The sequence below is a fragment of the Ornithinimicrobium avium genome, from assembly GCF_003351765.1.
Lineage (GTDB): Bacteria > Actinomycetota > Actinomycetes > Actinomycetales > Dermatophilaceae > Ornithinicoccus > Ornithinicoccus avius.
On the sequence record NZ_CP031229.1, the window covers coordinates 1336022 to 1355699 of the forward strand.

General features: G+C 70.4%; 16 protein-coding genes. 3 read left to right on the top strand and 13 right to left on the bottom strand.

Going from position 1 to position 19678, the window contains the following annotated elements:
- Positions 1 to 175: 175 nt before the first annotated feature.
- The 3 genes from DV701_RS06065 to nrdR all read right to left on the bottom strand — a co-directional run bounded on the left by DV701_RS06065 (position 176) and on the right by nrdR (position 4469).
- Positions 176 to 586: an LAGLIDADG family homing endonuclease gene (locus DV701_RS06065; protein WP_114927514.1), complete on the bottom strand. Its 411-nt coding sequence runs from the start codon at positions 584 to 586 to the stop codon at positions 176 to 178.
- Between the two features lie 421 nt (positions 587 to 1007).
- Positions 1008 to 3902 (bottom strand): vitamin B12-dependent ribonucleotide reductase, encoded by a 2895-nt coding sequence (locus DV701_RS06070; RefSeq protein WP_114927515.1) that lies wholly within the window; start codon positions 3900 to 3902, stop codon positions 1008 to 1010.
- Between the two features lie 45 nt (positions 3903 to 3947).
- Positions 3948 to 4469 carry a transcriptional regulator NrdR gene (gene nrdR, locus DV701_RS06075; RefSeq protein ID WP_114927516.1) on the bottom strand — a complete coding sequence of 174 codons (522 nt, stop codon included), beginning with the start codon at positions 4467 to 4469 and terminating at the stop codon, positions 3948 to 3950.
- Between the two features lie 371 nt (positions 4470 to 4840).
- Here nrdR and DV701_RS06080 point away from each other — a divergent pair, with 371 nt between their 5' ends.
- Both DV701_RS06080 and DV701_RS06085 read left to right on the top strand, forming a co-directional pair.
- Entirely contained in the window at positions 4841 to 6487 is a 1647-nt protein-coding gene (locus DV701_RS06080; RefSeq protein ID WP_114927517.1) for a DUF885 domain-containing protein, read from the top strand.
- Positions 6480 to 8090, top strand: a complete 1611-nt coding sequence (locus DV701_RS06085; protein WP_114927518.1) for a DUF885 domain-containing protein — start codon at positions 6480 to 6482, stop codon at positions 8088 to 8090. The genes DV701_RS06080 and DV701_RS06085 overlap by 8 nt, the downstream gene beginning before the upstream one ends.
- 148 nt (positions 8091 to 8238) lie before the next feature.
- On the opposite strand, the gene DV701_RS06090 is transcribed toward DV701_RS06085, so the two are convergent.
- The 10 genes from DV701_RS06090 to DV701_RS06135 form a co-directional block, all read right to left on the bottom strand.
- Positions 8239 to 8775 (bottom strand): helix-turn-helix domain-containing protein, encoded by a 537-nt coding sequence (locus DV701_RS06090; protein ID WP_114927519.1) that lies wholly within the window; start codon positions 8773 to 8775, stop codon positions 8239 to 8241.
- Between the two features lie 101 nt (positions 8776 to 8876).
- Positions 8877 to 10085 carry an excalibur calcium-binding domain-containing protein gene (locus DV701_RS19095; protein ID WP_162802839.1) on the bottom strand — a complete coding sequence of 403 codons (1209 nt, stop codon included), beginning with the start codon at positions 10083 to 10085 and terminating at the stop codon, positions 8877 to 8879.
- A 223-nt stretch (positions 10086 to 10308) separates the two neighbouring features.
- The gene (locus DV701_RS06100) at positions 10309 to 11016 is read right to left on the bottom strand and encodes an ABC transporter ATP-binding protein (protein WP_114927521.1); all 708 of its coding nucleotides are present in this window, start codon (positions 11014 to 11016) and stop codon (positions 10309 to 10311) included.
- Positions 11013 to 11780 (bottom strand): ABC transporter ATP-binding protein, encoded by a 768-nt coding sequence (locus DV701_RS06105; RefSeq protein ID WP_114927522.1) that lies wholly within the window; start codon positions 11778 to 11780, stop codon positions 11013 to 11015. Before DV701_RS06105 ends, DV701_RS06100 begins: the two co-directional genes overlap by 4 nt.
- Positions 11777 to 12889 carry a branched-chain amino acid ABC transporter permease gene (locus DV701_RS06110; RefSeq protein ID WP_114927523.1) on the bottom strand — a complete coding sequence of 371 codons (1113 nt, stop codon included), beginning with the start codon at positions 12887 to 12889 and terminating at the stop codon, positions 11777 to 11779. Before DV701_RS06110 ends, DV701_RS06105 begins: the two co-directional genes overlap by 4 nt.
- Positions 12890 to 12893: 4 nt before the next feature.
- Positions 12894 to 13787, bottom strand: a complete 894-nt coding sequence (locus tag DV701_RS06115; protein ID WP_114927524.1) for a branched-chain amino acid ABC transporter permease — start codon at positions 13785 to 13787, stop codon at positions 12894 to 12896.
- A 70-nt stretch (positions 13788 to 13857) separates the two neighbouring features.
- On the bottom strand, positions 13858 to 15033 hold the full coding sequence (locus tag DV701_RS06120) for a branched-chain amino acid ABC transporter substrate-binding protein (RefSeq protein ID WP_114927525.1): 1176 nt from the start codon (positions 15031 to 15033) through the stop codon (positions 13858 to 13860).
- A 125-nt stretch (positions 15034 to 15158) separates the two neighbouring features.
- On the bottom strand, positions 15159 to 16046 hold the full coding sequence (locus tag DV701_RS06125) for a carbohydrate ABC transporter permease (protein ID WP_114927526.1): 888 nt from the start codon (positions 16044 to 16046) through the stop codon (positions 15159 to 15161).
- Positions 16043 to 16951, bottom strand: a complete 909-nt coding sequence (locus tag DV701_RS06130; RefSeq protein WP_114927527.1) for a carbohydrate ABC transporter permease — start codon at positions 16949 to 16951, stop codon at positions 16043 to 16045. The genes DV701_RS06125 and DV701_RS06130 overlap by 4 nt, the downstream gene beginning before the upstream one ends.
- Before the next feature lie 95 nt (positions 16952 to 17046).
- Positions 17047 to 18372, bottom strand: coding sequence for an ABC transporter substrate-binding protein (locus DV701_RS06135; RefSeq protein WP_114927528.1), 1326 nt, complete (start codon positions 18370 to 18372; stop codon positions 17047 to 17049).
- A 122-nt stretch (positions 18373 to 18494) separates the two neighbouring features.
- On the opposite strand from DV701_RS06135, the gene DV701_RS06140 reads away from it, so the two are divergent.
- Entirely contained in the window at positions 18495 to 19658 is a 1164-nt protein-coding gene (locus tag DV701_RS06140; RefSeq protein WP_114927529.1) for an ROK family transcriptional regulator, read from the top strand.
- Positions 19659 to 19678: the final 20 nt, after the last annotated feature.

Sequence of the window (19678 nt, forward strand, 5' to 3'; positions counted from 1 at the left end):
GCGAGTCGATCAGATCAAGGAGTTTGAGCCGTTGAGCACCGAGCCTGAAGTCCACGAGGACGGCAAACTCGGCGGAACGACCGGCCGGTGACGCGCAGGTCGAACGACGGACCGGACGACGAGTAGGTCGCGGCTGCCGTCCTTCCGCGTGTACTCGATACAGGCCTTCTGACGATCAGACCGGTAGGTCCGACACCAGATGCCGAGAGACCCGAGCAGTGCCTGGATCGTTCACGACGCAGCCGTCGGCGTCGAACAGCCCGCGGAGAAAGGCGACCAGTGCCTCCTCGGGAGCGGTGAGGACAGCCTCCGGCACGAGCTTCTCCGCGGACTTCTTCTGCACGACACCGAGGCCGGAGAGGTAGTCGACAAAGTCGCGGCGGTTGAGCCGGAGCTGGACCGTGCCGTTGATCTGCAGGCTGGGCTTCGACTCGAAGCGGGTCCACCTCGTTAGCAGCATGCGGTGCTGCGGCATGATCTCGCCGATGTCGTCCTGGGAGCCGTAGATCGTGACTGCCCGGCGATGGCTGAAGTTGCCGTCGCCCACGAGCCAGCCCAGGTAGTGGGCGAGATCCTCGTCCCACATTTCGGGCACCTCGAAGCTTCGATCGCCTGGCGACCGCCACGGCCGCCTCCGGCAGTAGCTCAGGGCACTCGTTGCGTGGGACGTAGGCGACGCTCCGCGGGACTCGGTCTTCCGGGCGCAGAGTATCCGCACGTACCGACCGTCCGTCGACGGGCGTGAAGGTGTGGTCCGGCGTGCAGCGCACCTGCGAGCCGTCGCCGAAGCAGAGCTCTAGGAGTTCGCTCGTCACGGTCTGCACGCCGAGGTCGGACAGCGGGACCAGTCCGCCTGCGCGTCGCCACCAACTCGTCGCCCGCAAGACCCATCGCGCTTCCTCCCTCGCTCCTGGACCCAGTAGACCGGAGGGGACTGACCCACCCGGCGGACACGACGAACGGGGCGGCGCCCTGGTGGGCGTCACCCCGTTCGTCGCGTGAGCGAGTCAGCTGCAGCCGCTGGTGCTCCCGCAGCCCTCGCAGACGTAGCAGGACCCGGCCGGCCGCATCTTCGTGCCGCAGGTCATGCAGATCGGGGCGTCGTTCATCTTGCCGGCGAACTGCTCCATGAGCTCGGCCGAGGAGTGCACGCCCTGGACCTCACGGGCGTCGGCGGCACCGGCGCCGGACTTGTCCTCGACCTGGTCGGCCTTCTTCGCCTTGGGCTCGGCCCTCACGGCCGCGCTCTGGCTGAAGGACTCGAGCTGGTCGTCGACGTCCTCGTCCGAGCCGTTGTTCGGCGTGACGGGGGCGTAGGAGCCGGTCTCCAGCTGTCGGGCCCGCTCGTCGGCGGTGTGGATACCCATGAAGGAGCGGGACTCGAAGTCCATGTAGTCCAGCGCCAGGCGGCGGAAGACGTAGTCCATGATCGACTGCGCCATGCGCACGTCCGGGTCGTCCGTGAGGCCGGCCGGCTCGAAGCGCAGGTTGGTGAACTTCTCCACGAAGGTCTCCAGCGGCACGCCGTACTGCAGGCCGATCGACACCGCGATCGAGAAGGCGTCCATCACGCCGGCCAGGGTGGATCCCTGCTTGCCGAACTTGAGGAAGATCTCGCCCAGGTCGCCGCTGTCGTAGGTGCCTGCCGTCAGGTAGCCCTCGGCGCCGCCGACCGCGAAGCTCGTGGTCTGGGAGGCGCGGCGCTTGGGCAGGCGCTTGCGGACGGGACGGTACTCCACGATCTTCTCGACGGTGGGCTCGGCCTCGTTCTCGGCCTTCTTGTCGCTCTTGCCCGCCTTGCCGTCGGAGAGCGGCTGGCCCACCTTGCACATGTCGCGGTAGACGGCCAGGGCCTTCAGGCCGAGCTTCCAGCCCTGCAGGTAGACCTCCTCGATCTCCTCGACGGTGGCCGACTCGGGCAGGTTGACCGTCTTGGAGATCGCGCCGGACAGGAACGGCTGGACAGCCGCCATCATCCGCACGTGGCCCATCGGCTGGATGGCCCGGGCGCCCATCGCGGTGTCGAAGACCTCGTAGTGCTCGGGGCGCAGCCCCGGGGCGTCGATGACGTGACCGTTCTCGGCGATGTACTCCACGATCGCCTCGATGGTCTCCTCGGTGTAGCCCATCCGCTTCAGCGCGCGCGGGATCGTCTGGTTGACGATCTGCATCGAGCCGCCGCCGACGAGCTTCTTGAACTTCACCAGCGAGAAGTCCGGCTCGATGCCGGTGGTGTCGCAGTCCATCATGAAGCCGATGGTCCCGGTCGGGGCCAGCAGCGAGGCCTGGGCGTTGCGGAAGCCGTTCTTCTCGCCGAGCTTGACGACCTGGTCCCAGGCCTTCGTGGCGGCCTTGTGGATCCCGGAGTCCATCGCACCCAGGGTGCGCAGCTCGTCGTTGGCCGCCTGGTGCTTGCGCATGACGCGCTTGTGCGCGTCGGCGTTGCGGGCGTAGCCGGCGTAGGGGCCGACGACGGCGGCGAGCTCGGCGGAGCGCTTGTAGCCGGCACCCGTCATCAGCGAGGTGATCGCGCCGGCGACCGCGCGGCCGCCCTCGGAGTCGTAGCCGTGGCCGGTCGCCATGAGCAGCGCGCCGAGGTTGGCGTAGCCGATGCCCAGCTGGCGGTAGTCGCGCGTGGTCTGGCCGATCGCCTCGGTCGGGAAGTCGGCGAAGCAGATCGAGATGTCCATCGCGGTGAAGACCAGCTCGGTGACCTTCTCGAAGGTCTCCACGTCGAAGGTGTCGTCCTCGCGCAGGAACTTCAGCAGGTTGATCGACGCCAGGTTGCAGGAGCTGTTGTCCAACGACAGATACTCACTGCATGGATTAGATGCAGTGATACGTCCGGTTTCCGGGTTGGTGTGCCAGTCGTTGATCGTGTCGTCGTACTGCAGCCCCGGGTCGGCGCACTCCCACGCGGCCTTGGCCATCTTCTCGAAGAGCTCGCGGGCGTCGACGGTGTCGATGACCGAGCCGTCCAGGCGGGAGGTCAGGCCGAAGTCGGCGCCCTCCTCGACCGCACGCATGAACTCGTCGGAGACGCGCACCGAGTTGTTGGCGTTCTGGTACTGCACGGAGACGATGTCCTTGCCGCCCAGGTCCATGTCGAAGCCGGCGTCGCGCAGCGCGCGGATCTTGTCCTCCTCGCGCGCCTTGGTCTCGATGAACTCCTCGATGTCGGGGTGGTCGACGTCGAGCACGACCATCTTGGCCGCGCGGCGGGTCGCACCGCCGGACTTGATCGTCCCCGCGGACGCGTCGGCACCGCGCATGAAGGAGACCGGGCCGGAGGCGGTGCCGCCGGAGGAGAGCAGCTCCTTGGAGGAGCGGATGCGCGAGAGGTTGAGGCCGGCCCCGGAGCCGCCCTGGAAGATCTTGCCCTCCTCTCGGTACCAGTTGAGGATCGAGTCCATCGAGTCCTCGACCGACAGGATGAAGCACGCCGACACCTGCTGCGGGCTCTTGGTGCCCACGTTGAACCACACCGGGGAGTTGAAGGAGAAGATCTGGTGCACGAGGGCATACGTCAGCTCGTGCTCGAAGATCTCGGCGTCCTCCTCGGAGGCGAAGTAGCCGTTGTCCTTGCCGGACTGCGTGTAGGTGAGCACCACCCGGTCGACCAGCTGCTTGAGGCTCTGCTCGCGCTGCGCCGTCCCCACCGCACCGCGGAAGTACTTCGTGGTCACGATCGTCGAGGCGTTCGCCGACCAGAAGTCGGGGTACTCCACGCCGCGCTGCTCGAAGATCGTCTCCCCCGTCTTCCAGTTGGTCTGGACGACGTCCCGCTTCTCCCAGGTCACCTGGTCGTAGGGGTGGACGCCTGGGGTGGTGAAGATCCGGTCGATCTTCAGGCCCTTGCCGCCACGTCGGGTGCGCGGCTTCGCCCCGGTCGTCTCCGTCATGAGCTCTCTCCTTCGATGGTTGAGCGGTGTGTGGTGTGGTGCGTTCTAGCTCTTGGTATGCAGTTCAGCAGCGCCCACCGACACACCCTGGGTGGTGTGTCCGGTGGCACCGCTCTGCGCGTCGTTCTCGCTGCGCAGCAGCGTGATCGCCTGCTCGAAGTCCGCCAGCGAGTCGAACGCCTGGTAGACGCTGGCGAAGCGCAGGTAGGCCACCTCGTCCAGGTGCCGCAGCGGCCCCAGGATCGCCAGGCCCACCTCGTGCGCATCGACCTCGGCCTGGCCCAGGCCGCGGATCGTCTCCTCGACCTGCTGGGCCAGCAGCTGGAGCTGGTCCTCGGTCACCGGCCGGCCCTGGCAGGCCTTCCGCGCCCCGGTGATGACCTTGTCCCGGCTGAACGGCTCGGTCGCGCCGGAGCGCTTGATGACCGAGAGGGTCGCCGTCTCCAGCGTGCCGAAGCGGCGCCCGCACTCGGGGCACTGCCGGCGCCGGCGGATGACCGTGCCCTCCTCCTGGACCCTGCTGTCGACCACGCGCGAGTCGGTGTGGCGGCAGAACGGACAGTGCATCTCACGCCTCCTCGACGTCGTGGAGCAGCCCCTCGTCGAGGTGCCGCCTGTGGGTGGTGCTGGGGACAGTCTGTGGACGACGTGTGCGTGACACGCCCTCGGCTGTGCACAACATGTGGATGAACCACAGTGCTGTAACTACTACATCTAGGGATCCTAGGTTGCGGGCCTACTAGATGCAACACCCGCCACGCCCGTGCCCTTCCCCCTCCGCACCGCTCCCCGCGCCGTTGCTGGGGACACGCCGTCGCCAACTTCTCGCCCAGCCCGGCGTGTCGCCGCACCCGGCCGGGCCTGCTCCTGCCGAAACCCGGGTGCGGACCCCTCCCCCCGTGCAGTTAGGGTGCGCACAACCCCTCCCAAGGAGCACGATGAGCCTCAGCCGTGCCCTCGGCGCACCCGGCCGGGCGGCAGACTCACTGGTGGCCGGGCTCGCCGACCTCGACCCGCGCGCCGCGCAGGCCGTCGGCCTGCCCACCGACCGGCTCTGGGCCGACCCGGGGCCGGACGCCGTGGAGACCCGCGCCGACCTCGCCCGCACGGCGCTCGCCGACCTGCACGCCACCGGTGTGCAGACCGGGCCCGCCGAGGTCCTCCGTCGTGCTCTGACCGAGCGGCTCACCAGCGACCTGGAGCTGCACGACAGCGGTTTCACCCCCGGCCTCGTGGCTCCCCTGGCCTCGCCCGCGCACGCGGTCCTCTCCGGCCTGGAGTCCGCCGTCCGCGAGCCCGACCGGCTGCTCGAGGGCCTCGCCGAGGTCCCCGCCGCGCTCGGCGCCTACGCCGAGCGCCTGGAGGCCGCCGCCGCGCACGGGTATGTCGCGCCCGCCCGCCAGTCGCGCACCCTGGCCGCCCAGCTGCTGCGCTGGGCCGACCCGGCCGCCGACGACCGCCTGGGCCGGCTGCTCACCCGCACCGGCGCACCGGAGGGGAGCGCACCCCATACCCGCCTCGAACGGGCGCGCGAGGCGTGCCGCGACCTGGCCTCCTGGCTGCTGACCGCGCACGCACCGCGCGGCAGTGCGACCGACGCGGTGGGCGCCGGGCTCTACCGGACCACCGCGGGCGCCTTCCTGGGCACCGAGGTCGACCTGGACGAGACCTACGCCTACGGGTGGGAGCTGCTCGACGAGCTCACGGCGCGCGCCGAGGGGCTGGCCCTCGCGCTGGGCTGCTCCGGTCTCGCGGAGGCCGAGGCGCTGCTCGACGCCCGGCCCGAGGGGCTGGTCCCCGTCGGTCCCGAGCTGGTCGCCTGGGTCGAGGAGCGCACGGCCCGCGCCGCGCGCACCCTCGACGGGGTCGTCCTGGACGTGCCCGCGGCCATCCCGCTCGAGGCGGTGCTCGCCGCGCCGGGATCGGGGTCGATCTACTACTCCCCGCCCGACCCCGCAGGGACCCGGCCCGGGCGCGTGGTCTGGTCCACCCCGACCGGTGCGCAGCGCGTGCCGGTCTGGCGCGAGGTCAGCACGGTGCTGCACGAGGGCGTGCCCGGCCACCACCTCCAGCACGCGGTGACCGCCGCCACGACGACGTTGCACCCCTGGCAGCGCCACCTGTGCCACGTGCACGGCCACGCCGAGGGCTGGGCGCACTACGTGGAGGGCCGCGCCGGGGCGTGGGGACTGCTCGAGGACCCCGCGGAGCAGCTCGGGACCGTCCTGGCCCAGCGGTGGCGCGCGGCCCGGATCGTCGTCGACATGGGGCTGCACCTGGACCTGCCCGTCCCCGCGAACCCCTTCACGCAGGCCACCCGCTGGGAGCCCGGCGTCGGCGTCGAGGTGCTGACGCAGGCGGCCGGCTGCGACGAGGAGACCGCGCGTTTCGAGGTCGTGCGCTACCTCGGCTGGCCCGGCCAGGCGCTCGCCTTCGCCCTGGGCGCGCGGCTCTGGGAGGACGCCCGCGAGGCCGCGCTCACCCGCGGGCTCGACGAGCACGCCTTCCACGCGCAGGCCCTCTCCCTCGGGCCGATGGGCATGGCCCCCCTGCGCGCGACCCTGGCGGAGGCCGCCCGTGCATGAGCTCGCCGCGGCCCTCGTCGCCGCCGACCCGGTCACCGCCCGCCGCGTCGGCGCCCTCGACCCCCGCACCGGCGCGCCCACCCTGGACCTGCCGCGCACCGACCCCGAGCACCTCGCCGGCCTCGAGGCGCTCCTGCTCTCCTGGTCCGGGGAGGCGACCGCCGCGCCCGGCACCCCAGCCTGGCTCGAGCAGCGCTGCGTCGGCGCCGAGGTCGCCGTGCGCCTGGTCGAGCTGCGCGTCGCCCGCCCGTGGGCGCGCGCCCCCTACTGGTACGTCGAGACCCTCGGCGACGCCCTCGCCGCCGTCCGCCCCGACCTGCTGCCCGACGAGGGGTATGCCGCCTCCTACGTCCACCTGCTCCGCTCCGCCGCGGGGTTCCTCGCCGGGGCGCGGGAGCAGCTGCACGCCGCCGACGTCCCGCCGCTGTGGGCCGAGCTGGCGGTGCCGGCCGCGGAGGGGCTGCGCTCGATGGTGACCACCGACCTCGCCGCGCTGACCCCGCGGCTGCCCGGCGGGCTGCATACCCTCGCCGAGCTGCTGCTGCGCGCCCTGGCGGCGGCGGTCGAGGACCTCCTGGAGCACAGCCGCACCCTGGCGTCCACCGGCGGCGGCACCTGGGCGGTGGGGGAGGCGGTCTTCACCGGGCTGCTGCGCGACTACCACTGCCTGGACCTGGGCGTGGACGAGCTGTGGGAGCACGGCTGGGCCGGCGTGCGCGCCGCCGAGGAGGGCCTGGTCGAGCTGGCCGCCGAGCTCGACCCCGGCCGGACCTGGCAGGAGCAGGTGGCCGCGCTGCGCGCGGAGCGGACGCCGGCGCAGGAGTTCCTCACGGCATACCGGAGCGAGACGGAGCGGGCCCGCCGGATCACCCTCGAGCACGACCTGCTCACCGTCCCGCCGGAGGAGGCGTGCGTGGTGGAGCCGCTGCCGGAGTTCCGGCGCGCGGGGCTGCCGCTGGGCGAGATGCGCACGGTGCCCGCCTATGCGCGCGAGCACGTGAGCCGGTTCTTCATCACGCCGGTCGACCCTCACGCGACGCCGGAGCGGCGGGCCGGGCACGAGCGGGAGAACTGCCCGACCTTCGTCCGCTCGATCGTCGGGCACGAGACCTACCCCGGCCACCACCTGCAGTCGGTGCACCACCAGCTCGGCACCGACGAGGAGTCGTTCCTGCGGTTCTTCCGGATGCCGCTGTTCGTGGAGGGCTGGGGCCTCTACGTCGAGGACCTGCTGGAGGAGACCGCGTTCGGACGTGGCCCGCAGGCGCTCTTCGCGCGGCGCAACCGGCTGTGGCGGGCACTGCGGGTGGTCATCGACACGGGGCTGCACACCGGGCGGACGGACCACGAGGAGGCGGTCGCGCTGCTCATGGGGCGCACCGGGATGGACCGGCGGATGGCCACCGGGGAGGTGGACCGCTACACCCGGCACGACAACCCGACCTACCCCTCGACCTACGTGCTCGGGCGCGACCTGTTCCACCGGCTGCGGGAGCGCTTCGGGGCGGGCATGCCGCTGGGCCGGCTGCACGACGCGCTGCTCGCCCACGGCTCGCCGCCGCTGCCGCTGCTGGAGCGGGTGCTGGAGCACGAGCTGGGCTGAACCGCCGGCGTGGGTGGGCTCCTCTGGAGAGCCTTCGTGCGGCGGTGCCGTGACACGCCGGTACGGTGGCGTACCGGCGTGTCACGGCATTCCTGCACAAGGGTGGACGGTGCGGTCGGCTGGGGTCGGCGCGCCTGGGCCCCCGCCGTCAGGGGGTCGGCGGGGTGACCGACAGGAGGTACTCGGCGACGTCCTCGCCCCGGTTGACGTAGCGGTGCGGCGAGGTCGAGAGCAGCGTGACCGCCTCCCCCGGGCCCAGCGTGTGGACCTCGCCGTCGACCTCGACGGTCAGCTGCCCGGAGAGCACGTAGGCGCACTCGACCGCCTCGTGGCTCCACGGGTCCTCGCTGGAGGCCTCCCCGACCTGCAGCCGCCCGTGCAGCACCTCGAGCTTGCCGTTGCCGTGCGTGACCCGCTCGTAGTGGACCAGCCCGTCGGCGGCGATGGACGTGCGCTCCCCCGGCCTGGTGACCTGGGCGACGTCGATCGAGGGTGCGTTCTCGAACAGGGTCGAGATCGACTGCCCGAAGTGGTCCGCAAGCAGGCGCAGCGTCTTCAGGCTCGGGTTGGTCACGCCACGCTCGATCTGGCTGAGCAACGTGGCCGAGAGCCCGGTCGCCGACCCGAGGTCGCGCAGCGACAGCTTGTGTGAGGTGCGCAATTCCTTCAGGCGCTCGCCGATCATGGGGTGAGCATAACCAGACTTGTGTCGCAGGAAGGCAAAACACGGCGCATCGATTCTCCCGGGTCGCGCCTTTGTCCTACCGAATTGCTGAATTCATCTTCTCATTCACAGCCGACGCCGTCGCCGTCCCGGTCCAGGTGCTTGCCGTAGCCCGGCTGCCCGACATAGACGGGCGCCGCTCCGGCGGCCCTCGCGGCGGTGCAGTTCTGGTACCAGACGGCGACCGGGGCCGGTGCCGGCGCGGGGGCCGGTGCCGGCGGCGGCTGGGGCGCGAACGGCTGGATCTGCGACTGCTCCTGCTGGCGTCGCCTGGCCTCCTCCTCGGCGGCCGCCTGCTGCGCCTCGCGCTCGGCCTCGGAGGCGGCCTGGCGCTCGGCCTCTGCCTTCCGCTCCGCCTCCGCGGCGGCCTGGCGCTCGGCCTCCGCCTGGCGCTCCGCCTCCTCGGCAGCCTTCCGCTCGGCCTCCACCTGCTTCTTGCGCTCCGCCTTCTCCTTCGCCCTGCGCTCCGCCTCCGCCTTCTCGGCGGCCAGCCGCTCGACCTTCTCCTCCGCCGAGGCCTCCACGTCCTGGGCCCGCCGACGCAGCCCGGTGACCTCGGCGCGCAGGCCGTCCAGCTCGGGCCCGGTCAGGCCGGCGGCCTCCAGGCTGCCCGGGTCGGCTCCCCCGATCAGCGCCAGCAGGGCCGACCCGGCCGCGACCGCCGCGGCCGCCTCCCTGCCGACGTCCGCCGGCTCGTCCGTGTCGAGCTGCCCCTCGAGGGCGGCGACGGCTGCGGCATACCCCTGGGTCCGCGCCTCGAAGGTGCAGGTCAGGTCAGCGCTGAACATCCCCTCCCCCGCCCTCTTCGCCTCCTCGTAGGCGGCGACCACCTCGTCGTAGAACTTCTCGTTGGGCTCGTAGAGCACCGGCACCCCCAGCCCGTGCCGGGCGATCTCGGCGTTGATCAGCACGTCATCCTCGAAGACGCCGGCCAGTTCACGGTCGTAGCGGTCGAGCAGCTCGACGTCGAACTCCAGCCGCACCTCGTCGCCCGGCTCGAGCACCCGCTCCAGGTATGAGGTGGCCTCCGGGCCGAGGCACTCGACCGCCTTGGCGGGGTGCTTGGTCTCGGGGGTGTCGACGTTGAGCAGCCGGATCCGGTGGTCCGTCCCGTCGTAGTGCACGTCGAGGGTGTCCCCGTCGACCACCCCGACGACGACCGCCCGGTCCGCGCCGGGCACGTCTCTCATGGCGCCGTAGACCGCGCCTCCACCGACGACGACCACGCTGCCGGCGACCAGCGTCGCCACGACCGAAACGAACGAAGGCACCGTTGCCCTGCTTTCCCCGAGGGTGGATTCCGGGACGACCCGGCGAAGCCGATCCTATCCGCCGGGAGCTTGAAGAACGGGCACGGCGGCGTCATCGAGAGGGACATCACACAGGCGGACCCGAGCGGCGAGTGCACGGCTTTCGTCGACGAGGCGCCCCAGCCGGCGACCAAGACGGGGCGACTGCCCCGGTTCCGTCGACGGGCCCGCCCCGCGGCGGGACTCACACCCCCAGGTAGGCCTCGATCACCTTGGGGTCCTGCGCCAGCTCGGACGCCGGACCCTCCATCGTCACCCGGCCGGACTCCAGCACGTAGGCGCGGTGGGCGATCTTGAGCGCGGCGCGGGCGTTCTGCTCCACGAGCAGGACGGTGGTGCCCTCGGCGTTGATCGCCTCGATGACCTCCATCACCTGCTTGACGACGAGCGGCGCCAGCCCCATGGACGGCTCGTCCAGCAGGAGCAGCTTGGGCCCGCTGACCAGCGCACGCCCGACCGCCAGCATCTGCTGCTCGCCGCCGGAGAGCGTGCCGCCCTGCTGGTTGCGCCGCTCGGCCAGGCGCGGCATCAGCTCGTAGGCGTGCTCGGTGCGGTCGCGCACGAGCTGGGCGTCGTCGACGAGGTAGCCGCCGAGCAGGAGGTTCTCGTGCACGCTCATCGTGGAGAAGATCCGCCGGCCCTCGGGCACGTGGATGAGTCCGGCGCCGACCATGTCCCAGGGACGCATCCTGGTCAGGTCGTGCTCGCCCCACGTCACCTCTCCCGACCTGGCCTTGACCAGCCCGGAGATGAGCGAGAGCGTCGAGGTCTTGCCGGCGCCGTTGTTGCCCAGGAGCGAGACGATCTCGCCGTCCTCGACCACGAGGGAGAGCTCGCGCAGCGCGTGCACGCGGTGGTAGAACAGGTCGACCGAGTCGAGGGTGAGCCTCATACCGTCTCCTCCTCCCCCAGGTAGGCTGCGATGACCACCGGGTCGTTCTTGATCTCCTCCGGGGTGCCGTCGGCGATCTCCCTGCCGTGGTTGAGCACCACGATCCGCTCGGAGACCTGCATGACCAGGCCCATGTCGTGCTCGATGAGCACGATCCCGATGCCCGCGTCGCGGACCTTGCGGATCAGCTCCATGAGCTCGTTCTTCTCGGAGTGGTTGAGCCCGGCGCCCGGCTCGTCGAGGAGCAGCAGCTTGGGCTGCGTGGCCAGCGCGCGGGCGATCTCCACCCGGCGCTGCTCGCCGTAGGGAAGCTGGGTGACCAGCAGCTCGTCGTCGGCGCGGAAGCCGACGAAGTCCAGCCACCCGCGGGCGTCCTGCGTGCAGGCCGCCTCGCTGCGGTGGTAGCGCGGCGTGTGCAGCATGATGTCGAGGACGTTCTGCCGCAGCCGGGAGTGCATCCCGGTCTTGACGTTCTCCAGCACGTCCATGTCCTTGAACAGGCGCACGTTCTGGAAGGTCCGGGCCATCCCCGCGCGGGTGATGTAGGACGGCTTGCGCCGGATGATCGACTCACCGTCGAAGTGGATCTTGCCCTGGTTGGGCCGGTAGAACCCGGAGATGCAGTTGAACGCCGAGGTCTTGCCGGCGCCGTTGGGCCCGATCACCGAGACGATCTCGCCCTGCGACACCGAGAACGACAGGCCGTCGACGGCCTTGATCCCGCCGAAGCTGATCGCCAGGTCCTCCACCTGCAGCAGGGTCATGACGCCTCCTCCGGCTCGGCGACGGGCCCGGTCGCACCGACGGGTTCGTGGGCGGGGACCTGCCGTTTCTTCAGGAACGGCAGCACCGCGTTCTCGGGCCAGATGCCCTTGGGCCGGAAGACCATCGTCACCACCAGGAGCAGGCCGAAGAGCAGGAAGCGCCATTCGGAGAACTCCCGCAGGAACTCGGGGGCCAGGGAGACGAAGAGGGCACCGATGATGACACCGGGCGTGGACGCCATGCCGCCGAGCACGACGGCCATCAGGACCAGCGCGGAGTAGAGGAACAGGAAGCTGTTGGGCGAGATCGCGGTGAGGTGCGCGCCCATGAGCGTGCCGGCGAAACCGCCCCAGATGGCGCCGATGACGTAGGCCATCAGCTTGGTGCGGTAGCCGTTGATCCCCATCGCCTCGGAGACGTCCTCGTCGTCGCGGATCGACTTCCACGCCCGGCCCATCTTCCCCTTGCCCAGCCGCGCCGCCGCGACGACCGCGCCGCCGACGCCGACGACCAGCACGAAGTAGTAGAAGAGGATCTTGGAGTTGAAGTAGAGCCCGCCGATCGTCACGCCGTCGGCGAAGGACCAGCCGAAGAACGACCACGTGGGTATGCCGTGGATGCCGGTCGGTCCGCCGGTCACGGTCAGGTTGTTGGCGGTGATACGCACGATCTCGCCGAAGCCGAGGGTGACGATCGCCAGGTAGTCGGTGCGCAGCCGAAGCGTGGGCCCGCCGATGATGACTCCGGCGATGATGCAGGCGACCACGACGAACGGGATCGTCTCCAGCATCGAGAAGCCGAACCGGGTGGTCAGGATGCCCGAGGTGTAGGCGCCGACCGCCATGAAGGCGATGTAGCCCAGGTCGAGCAGGCCGGCGTAGCCGACGACGACGTTGAGGCCCATCGCCAGCACGATGTAGATGAAGGCGCTGGTGAGGATGGAGATGAGGTAGGGCGTCGCCGAGATGAACGGCAGGACGAGCGCCGTGACGAAGCAGACCGCTCCGAGGGTCTTCATGAACGTGTTCGGCGCGAGGATCCCGGAGGGCTGCGGCGCCCGGTCGATGAACGGGGCCGGGGCGTGCAGGCGGGTGCTGTCGGTGGTCATCGGGTCACACCCTCTCGGTGACGCGCTCGCCCAGGATGCCCGTGGGACGGAAGGTCAGGAAGAGGATGAGGAAGCCGAAGGCGAAGACGTCGCGCCACTCGCCGCCGAAGAGGTGGGTGCCGAAGGACTCGAGCAGGCCGAGCACCAGGCCGCCGAGCATCGCGCCGTAGATGTTGCCGATGCCGCCGATGACGGCGGCGGTGAACGCCTTGAGCCCGATGACGAAGCCCATCAGGAAGTCGATCGAGCCGTAGTAGGCCGCGGCCATCACCCCGGCGGCGCCGGCGAGCGCGGAGCCGATGAAGAAGGTGCGGGAGATGACCTTGTTGACGTTGACCCCCATGAGCAGGGAGGCGGTCTGGTCCAGGGCGATGGCGCGCATCGCCCGGCCCTCGCGGGTGTGCATGATGTAGCGCTGCAGGCCGAACATCAGCAGCGCCGCGACGATCATCAGCACGACCTGGGGCAGGGTGATCCGGGCTCCCAGGATCGTGATCGGGGTGCCGGAGAGCCGGATCGGGAAGACCTCGGGGTTGGGGCCGAAGATCTGGCGGACGGCGTACTCCAGGGTGAAGGAGACGCCCACCGCGGTGATGAGCACCGAGAGCCGGGGGCTGCCGCGCAACGGACGGTAGGCGACGCGCTCGATGAACACGCCCATGAAGCCGGTGAACAGCATCGCGATGAGCATGACGAGCAGCAGCACCGGGATCGAGCCGATGCCGAGCAGGCCGCTCATGCCGCCGAGCACGACGAAGGAGAAGAAGGCGCCGAGCATGTAGATGTCGCCGTGGGCGAAGTTCAGCAGCTTGATGATGCCGTAGACCATGCTGTAGCCGAGCGCGATGAGCGCGTAGAACGAGCCGACGAACAGGCCGTTCCAGATGAGTTGACTCACGTGGGCTCCTTGGGGTTGCGCGTGCCTCCGGGGCGCGGCGAGGTGCGCCGCGCCCCGGATGGGCAGTGCGTCAGTCCTGCAGGTCGTCGTGGAGGACGAAGTCGCCCTCGGGGCCCACCTCGACGATGACGAAGCCACCGCCGGAGAGGGTGCGGTCCTCGGTGAACTTCAGCGGGCCGGAGGACAGCTCCAGGCCGTCGATGGCGGCGATCGCCTCGTTGACGGCCTTGCCGTCGGTGCTGCCGGCGTCCTTCATGCCCTCGGCGACGACACGCACGGCGTCGTAGGACTGGATCGAGTAGGGCCCGGGAGCCTCGCCGCCGGAGACGTCCTTGTAGGCCGCGATCCAGTCGTCGGCGCCCTCGAGCATGTCCGGCGTCTTGGTGAAGGTGCCGAACACGTCGTCGGTGAAGCCGTCGCCGGCGATCTCCGCGAACTGGGCGTCGACGGTGCCGTCACCGACCAGGACGGTGCCCTCGTAGCCGGCCTCGCGCAGCTGGCGGACCAGCAGGCCGCCGGCCTGGTAGTAGCCGGTCCAGTAGACGAACTCCGGCTCGGCGTCGATGATCGCCTTGACGTTGGCGGAGAAGTCCTTGTCGTCGGGGTTGACCGCCCCGTCGAGGACGACCTCGAAGCCGCCTGCCTCCTCGGCGTCGGCGATGAAGGTGTCCGCCAGGTCCTTGGAGTAGTCGGTCTGGTCGTTGACCGCCGCGACCTTGGTCACGCCGAGCTTGGTGGCGAACTTGATGCCCGCCTCCGCCTGCTGCGCGCCGGTGCCGTTGATCATGAAGGCGCCCTGGCCCACGATCGCGTTGGAGTTGGCGGCCGGGATGACCATCGGGATGTCGGCGTCGCTGAAGACCGGGATGGTCGGCAGCGTCGCTCCGGAGCAGTAGCCCCCGACCGAGGCGAGCACGCCCGCGGTGACCAGCTTCTGCGCAGCGGCGACCGAGGCGGTCGCGTCGCAGGCGTCGTCCTCGACGACCAGCTCGAGGTCACGGCCGTCGACGCCGCCGTCGTCGTTGATCTCGTCGATCGCCAGCTGGGCGCCGTTCTTCATGTAGTCGCCGAACGCCGCCTCCGAGCCGGAGAACGGGGCCAGCATGCCGAGCTTGATGGGACCTTCGTCGCTGCCGCCCCCGTCGCCGCCGACGCCGCCGGAGCAGCTGGCGAGGATGAGGGCCGTCGCGGCGGCGATGGTGAGGGTAGCCGCGGCCCTGCGCCGCGGCGTGGTGGATGAGGACATGTGATCCCTCTCAGTGAGTCGTCGTCGAGTCGGAACTGATGATGGCAGCGGGCCGATGCCAGTGCAATAGTACTGAGCGGGTTGTTGCCAGATCGTGACCCGGGGCGGGCGCCCGGGCCCGGGCCTCAGCCCTTGACCGAGCCCGCCATCAGTCCGCCCACGAAGTAGCGGCCGAGCAGGATGTAGACCAGCAGCGTGGGCAGGCTGGCGATCAGCGCACCGGCCATCGAGACGCCGTAGTTGGACAGCATCGCGCCGTTGGCCAGGTTGTTCAGGGCCATCGTCACCGGCCCGTTGCTGGCGCTGGAGAAGAAGATCGCGAAGAGGAAGTCGTTCCACGCCGAGGTGAACTGCCACAGCAGGACGACGACGAAGCTGGGGATGGAGATCGGCAGCACCACCGAGAAGTAGGTGCGCAGCAGGCCGGCACCGTCCACCCGGGCGGACTCGATGAGCTCCATCGGCACGGTCTCGTAGTAGTTGCGGAAGATCAGCGTGCAGATCGGGATGCCGTAGACGACGTGCAGCAGGATCAGCGAGGGGATGCCGTTGGGCACGCCCAGGTCGATCATCAGCTGGACGAGCGGGATCATCACCGCCTGGTAGGGGATGAACATCCCGAAGAGGATGAGCGTGAAGACCAGGTTGGCGTGCGGGAAGCGCCACCGGGAGAGCACGAAGCCGTTCATCGAGCCCAGCAGCGAGGAGATGACCGCGGCCGGGATGACCATCGCGAAGGTGCGCAGCAGCGCCGGCGACAGCGCCGTCCACGCCTCGACCCAGTTCTCCAGGGTCCAGGTCCGGGGAAAGAACCAGGTCCGGGCCGGGGTCGCGTCGCCCATCCCCTTGAAGCTGGTCACGAACAGCACGTAGACCGGGATCAGGACGACCAGCAGGGAGAGGATGAGCACCGCATACCTGAAGGTGCGCCAGCCTGCTCGTCGCGGGCGGGGCGAGGCGGGCCTGGGCGCCAGGACCTCCTCGGTCCTGGGCTCGGCGGTGACGCTGGTCATCGGCCCTCCTTGCGGGTCCTGGCGTCGTACCAGAGGTAGGGCACGACGGCGAGCGCGACGAGGACCAGCAGGATGATCCCCACGGCGGCCGAGTTGGCGTAGTCGTAGACGGTCGCGTAGTTGTACATGTCGATCGCGGGGACCTTGGTCGAGTAGGACGACTGGTTGGCGATGGACATGATGAGGTCGAAGGACTTCAGCGACATGTGGCCGATGATCACCAGCGCGGAGAGCGCGACCGGCGAGAGCTGGGGGAAGATCACGTGCCGGTAGAGCTGCATCTCGGTGGCACCGTCGACCCGGGCTGCCTCGCGCAGCTCCTCGGGGATCCCGCGGAACCCGGCGAGGAAGAGCGCCATGACGTAGCCGGACAGCTGCCAGATCGCGGGCAGCGCGATGGCGAGGATGCCCCAGGTCGCGTCGGCCCACCAGGAGTTCTGGAGGAAGTCCAGCCCGAGCATCTGGAAGAGCCGGTTCAGGCCGGAGGCGCTCTCGCCCTGGTTGGCGTTGAGCAGCCACTTCCACACCACGCCGGAGGCGACGAAGCTGACCGCCATCGGGAAGAGGTAGACCGAGCGGAAGATGCCCTCCCCGCGGATCGGGCGGTCCATCACCCAGGCCCAGCAGAAGCCGATGACCAGGGTGCCCAGGAGGAAGACGACGGTGAAGACGAGCAGGTTGCGCAGCGAGTGCTGGAAGGCGGGGGTCTGCAGCAGCGCCCAGTAGTTGGCCAGCCCCACGAAGCTTACCGGGGCCCTGCCGGTGGCCTGCCCGGCGGTGTGGCTGTCGGTCATCGACTGCTGGAAGCTGATGCCGATGAAGCCGTAGACGAAGACGGCCATGAGGACCAGCGAGGGGCTGATCAGGAGCAGTCCCGGACCCCAGGACTTGAGCTTGGTGCTCATCGGCTCACCTTTCGTGGGTGCCTCGGTCTGTCTGAGCGTATGCCGTGCACGCGGCCGGGCGCCCGACGTCGCGTCGGGCGCCCGGCCGGGCGGGGTCAGCCCGCGAGGGGCTCGGTGGCGCTGACCAGCTCGCTCTGGAGCGTGTCGACGTCCGAGGCGCCCTGGCTGAACTTCACGACCGCCTGGTTGACGGCGGTGAGCACCGCGACCGGGGCGGCGGCGCCGTGCGCCAGCGAGCTGACGATCGTGTCGCTGGAGAAGTCCTCCATCGCCGACTGCTGGTAGGCCGGGAACTCGCTGGCCTCGATGTCGGTGCGCGCCGGGATGGAGCCCTTGACCTTGTTGAAGGCCAGCTGGCCCTCGGCCGAGGAGATCGTGTCCAGCCACGCCTTGGTGCCGCCGGGGTGGGCGGCGCCGACCGGCATCGTGAAGGAGTCGGCCAGGAAGTTGAACACACCGTCGGTGCCGGGCACCGGCCAGTAGGCGTAGTCATCCGGCGCCGTCATCTCCTGCGCGTCGTAGGCGGCGACCGCCCAGTCACCCATCACGTTGTAGGCGGCGTCACCGGCCATGACCTTCTGCAGCGCCGGCTCCCAGTCGAGGCCGTCGCGGTCCTCGTTGGACCACTCGACGATCTTGCCGAACTTGGTCAGCGCCGAGTTCACCTCGCCACCGGCCCAGTCGGTGTCGCCGTTCCACAGGCCGTTGTAGCCCTCGGCACCCAGCTCGGCGAGCAGGACGTTCTCGAGCAGCTGGGTCTGGGTCCAGTCCATGCCGAGGGAGACCGGGGTCTTGCCCGCGTCCGCGACCTTCTGCATGTCGGCCATCCAGGCGTCCAGGTCGGCCGGCGGGGTGCTCGGGTCGATCCCGACCTCCTCCAGGACCGCCGGGTTGACCCACACCACGTTGGAGCGGTGGATGTTGGACGGGATGGAGTAGATCTTGCCGTCGTTGGTCAGCCGCTCCATGAGCGTGTCGGGGAAGACGTCGGTCAGGCCGAACTCGTCGTAGAGCGCGGAGACGTCCTCGATCTGGCCGGCGTCGATGTAGTCCTGCAGCTCGGCCCCGGCGTGCGCCTGGAAGCTGTCCGGCGGGTTGCCGGCCTGCAGGTCGGCCTGCAGCTTCTGCTTGGCCTGCGAGCCGGCGCCGCCGGCGAGCGCGGCGTTGACGAACTCGGTGTCCGGGTGCTGCTCGTTGAAGACCTCGACGAGCGCCTCCAGTCCGGCCTTCTCCGAGCCCTGGGCCCACCAGGTCATGACCTGGACCTCGCTGGCGTCGCCGCCACCTGCGGCTGCGGTGCCGCCCTCGCCGTCGGTGCTCCCGCCGTCACCACCGCCGCCGCACGCGGAGAGCACGAGGCTCCCCGTGGCGACGAGAGCGACCAGCAGCGAGCTGCGACGTGTCGTCGTCCTGCGCTTCATGGCACTTCCCTTCCACGTCCTTGTCGTGACCGACAGGGCTGCCGGTCGAGGAGTCAGGGCTGACGCTAACCGGATGAATTAAGCCTGTCAACGACGGTTATCGATGTGTTATCTTCCGGTTCATGGAAAAAGACCGGCCTGCGGAGGCGCCACTTGCGCTGTCCGCGCGGCGTGGCCGCGGAAGCGAGGCCGATATCCTCCGGATGTTGGATGAAAAGACGCAGCTGACGCGCCAGCAGGTCGCCGAGCTGACCGGGCTCTCGCGCAGCACCGTGGCCGACGCGGTGGCGCGCCTGGTCGAGGAGGGCGTGGTGGCCGAGAGCCGGCCCAGCGCGGGCGGTCGGGGGCGTCCGGCGCAGCTGCTCCGCAGGGCCGACCCGCAGGGGCTGCTCCTGGGGCTGGACTTCGGGCACAACCACCTGGGGGTCGCGGTGGGTGCGCCCTCGGGGCAGATCCTGCGCGAGCGCACCGTGGACGCGAGCGTGGACGAGGATCCGCTGCGCGTGCTGCGCCAGGCGCGCGACGTCGCCGTCGAGCTGCTCGCCGAGGAGGGCACCGACCTCTCCGGCGTGGTGCAGACGGCCGCCGGGATGCCCGGCCCGATGAGCGTCGAGGGGGTCGTGCAGATCCCCTCCCTGCTGGGCAACGGCAAGATCATGCAACCGGCCAAGGCGCTGTCCGAGCTGCTGGGGATGCCGGTGCCGACGTTCAACGACACGGTGCTGGGCGCCTACGGCGAGATGCTCGCCGGGGCGGCGGTCGGCGTGGAGGACTTCATCTTCGTCAAGGCCTCGCACGGCGTGGGCGCCGCCGTGGTGCTGGGCGGCCGGATCCACCGCGGCGCCGACGGCCTGGCCGGCGAGATCGGCCACACCCGCCTCCAGGACGCCACGGCCCGCTGCCGGTGCGGCAACCGGGGCTGCATGGAGACCGTGGCCGGCGTGGACGGCCTGGCCGCCGAGCTGCCCGCTCCCTACGGCCCGGAGTCGCTCAGCTCCCCCAGCGTCGGCGACCCGGTCGTGGACCGCGTGGTCACCGACGGCGGCCGCGCCGTCGGCGCCATCCTCGCGCCCATCTGCAACGCGCTCAACCCTGCCCTCGTCGTCACCGGCGGGGTCCTCGGCAGCGGCCACGCCGACGCCTTCGTCAAGGGCGTCCGCGGTGCCATCGACCAGCTGGCCCAGCCCGCCATCGCCCGCAACCTCGAGGTCGTGCCCGCCGCCCTCGGCATCCGTGCCGAGCTCGTCGGCGCAGTGCTGCTGGCCCGCCGGGAGGCGCTGCGCTAGCCCCTCCCCCGACCGGCGAC